At 62.7% G+C, this 2188-nt stretch carries 2 protein-coding genes; both read right to left on the bottom strand.

All coding sequences use genetic code 11. The annotated features are described in order from the left end of the window. Positions 1 to 264: 264 nt before the first annotated feature. A complete protein-coding gene (locus WMO66_RS02925) occupies positions 265 to 1131 on the bottom strand; it encodes a diacylglycerol/lipid kinase family protein (protein WP_349134914.1) in 867 nt (288 codons plus the stop codon). Between the two features lie 64 nt (positions 1132 to 1195). Then, on the bottom strand, positions 1196 to 2059 hold the full coding sequence (locus tag WMO66_RS02930; RefSeq protein ID WP_349134915.1) for an amidohydrolase family protein: 864 nt from the start codon (positions 2057 to 2059) through the stop codon (positions 1196 to 1198). Positions 2060 to 2188: the final 129 nt, after the last annotated feature.

A 2188-nucleotide genomic window follows, 5' to 3' on the forward strand; every position in this document is an offset into this window, starting at 1 on the left:
CGGAGCGCTGAGCGCTCCGGCCAATTAACTGTTTGGAAAGCCCTTTGGGCTTTCCAAACAAAGGGACTACAGTCCGCTGCGCGCACGATCGTCCGCCTTTGCCGGACGATCCGCACACTGGCGGACTGCGCAGTATTTTCTCCGACGTACACGCCGCCGGAGAAAATGATCCGATTTGATTCGCCGCCTGCGGGCGGCGAACTCTGCGAGGCTTTTTTGACACACCGTCGGCTGGAGGAATACATACTCCGGCCGTTTTTTCTGTCAGACCCGCGCAGGGACGCCCGCGTGGACGCTGTAGGAAGTCACATTCCGGATGGTCTCGCCGTCGATCTGCAGCGCACAGGGGCGGTCAAAGCGCACCTCGATGTCATGGCCTGTCAGGATCTCGACCATTTCCGTGTGCTTTACATGGCCGCCCTTGAAAATGGACGGGAATACCGCCAATGTCTTGATCTTGCCGCTGCCGTGCATGACGCACACGCTGACCTTGCCCTCAGCATTGCCGCGATGCTGGTCCGGCGTGACCATCATGCCGCCGCCGTAAAAGCGGCCGTTCATCGTCGGCGCGAGCCAGACGCGGCGATAGCGCTTCGTCTTGCCATCGACCGTGACCTCGGCGTTAGCCGGGTGGAAGTGAAACAGCAGGCCCTTGATGGCGATGGCCGTATAATTCACAGGCTTGTCGGACTTGCCGCGCAGAGCGTCGCCGACCTCGCAGCAGTAGCCGTCAATGCCGTAGCCGATGCCGTTGAGGAAGCGCCAGTGCTTTCCGTTCACCGTCACGGTGGGCAGATCGCGCAGATGCTGCGCCACGGGGACCGGGTCCGCGCCCTTCTCGAGGCCAAGGTCATGCAGGAAGTCGTTTCCGCTGCCGGTGGCGAAATAATAGAGCTGCTCCGGGAGGGCCATGCCGTTCGTGTCGTTGAGAAAGCGGTTCAGCGTGCCGTCGCCGCCCGCGATGATAAGGGACGCATCCACCGGGAGCGTGCCGAGCCAGGCCGCATAGTCGCTGATCGTTGTCATATCGGTATAGGAAAACGTCTCCTCCGGGAAGCGCGCGTCCAGAGCGCGTGCCTGCTGCGCACCGCTGCCGTTTCCGGCCTGCGGATTAAAAAGCACATATTGCATACCGTTCTCTCTCCTTTTGGCATTTTTTAATTATTATATCGGAGAAATTTTGGCAAATCAACGGTCACTTTCGGCAGAATGTAACAGAAGCGTACGCTTCGGCCTCCAGCAGAAGCGGCTCCGTGCGCGGGCCGAGCGCTGCAGTGAGATAACCGAGCTCGTCCGGAATGGCCTGTCCGTGCATCACATGCCACGCCCCGGCATCGCTGCCGAGGCCGATGCGGCCGCCGTGCGCGGCGACAAAGCGGACTGCCTCCTGCTGCTGGGCGAGCAGGCGTCTCAGCACGGCGTCGGGATAGCGCCCGCTGCCGATCAGGTTTCCGATGGTCGAGAGCGTCGGCACCCACAGCGTGCGCTGCTGCGCCATGCGGAGCAGCACGCTCTCAGAGAGGTAGGCCCCGTGCTCGATGGAGTCCACGCCCGCCTGCAGGGCAGCCATGACGGCGCGGTCGCCGTTCGCATGCGCCATAACGGCAAATCCGGCCGCATGGGCCAGCTCGATCATCCGGCGGATGTCCTGCGGCTCCGGGCCTGGCTCCGTCAGGACGCCGAAGTGGTCAAAATCGATGAGGCCGGAGATCATGAGCTTGATGAAGTCCGCCCGCTTCTCCCCTGCCTCGTCCAGCAGGGCGCGGTATTCGTCCTCCGTGTCGAAGCCGCGGCCGATGAAGGCCCCATAGTGCCCGCGGCGGTAGATGGGAAAGGCTGGACTGCGGTAATCGATGCCGTATTCCCCCGCCAGCTCCCGCGCCCGCAGGCTGACGCCCCAGGCGTCCCCGCCGTCGCGCAGGAGGCAGACCCCGCGCGCCTGATAATCAGACAGCCGCGCGCGGACGAGGCCGTCAAGCGGATGCTCCTTCTGCGCGTCGATGGCGGCGCGATAATACACGCCGTCGAGGATCATATGGATATGCAGATCGCCGAACATGGTTTTCCCTCCCGAAATATCGGTGGGGCTGCCGTTAACAGCAGCCCCACCCGAGCGTGTCGAAAAAGCCTTTTCGACACGCTCTCAAACGAGACCCGTTTCACTGGGCTCTCGTTTGAAAAGGCTGCG

The organism is Faecousia intestinalis, from assembly GCF_040096185.1.
In the GTDB taxonomy this organism is placed as follows: domain Bacteria; phylum Bacillota; class Clostridia; order Oscillospirales; family Oscillospiraceae; genus JAZOXB01.

Excerpts from the sequence above, each read along its gene's own strand:
- WMO66_RS02930 (WP_349134915.1), bottom strand. The coding sequence starts at position 2,059 with ATGTTCGGCGATCTGCATATCCATATGATCCTCGACGGCGTGTATTAT.
- WMO66_RS02925 (WP_349134914.1), bottom strand. The coding sequence starts at position 1,131 with ATGCAATATGTGCTTTTTAATCCGCAGGCCGGAAACGGCAGCGGTGCG.